Genomic DNA, 359 nt, shown 5'->3' with positions numbered 1-359 from the left:
CCTGATGGTAGTATAAGTACGATTACTAAAGATGGTGCGAACGTTTATGTAGGCGGTACCTTCGCAAATATTGGTGGGCAAGCTAGAAATAATATTGCTGCATTAAATCAAACCACAGGTTTTGCAACCTCTTGGGATCCTGATGTAAATGGTCCAATAACAATAATTGAAAAAAATGGTATTGAACTCTTGATAGGAGGTTCATTCAATACTGTTGGAGGTCTAAGTAGAATTAGCATTGCATCTGTTCTTATATCCAATGGTTCTGTTACCTCATGGAATCCAAATCCAAATGGTTTGGTAGAAACAATAGCTCTTAATGGTAGTTCAAGTGCATACTTAGGAGGGTCGTTTACCTC

1 protein-coding gene is annotated in these 359 nt (G+C 37.9%); it reads left to right on the top strand.

The window, feature by feature from the left end; translation table 11 throughout:
• Positions 1 to 359 (top strand): hypothetical protein (locus AC23MC_RS06675; protein WP_487570637.1); only part of this gene is annotated, 359 nt, incomplete at both ends.

Source organism: Flavobacterium sp. T50_26 (assembly GCF_057652995.1).
This window is presented reverse-complemented; position numbering and strand designations above follow the sequence as displayed.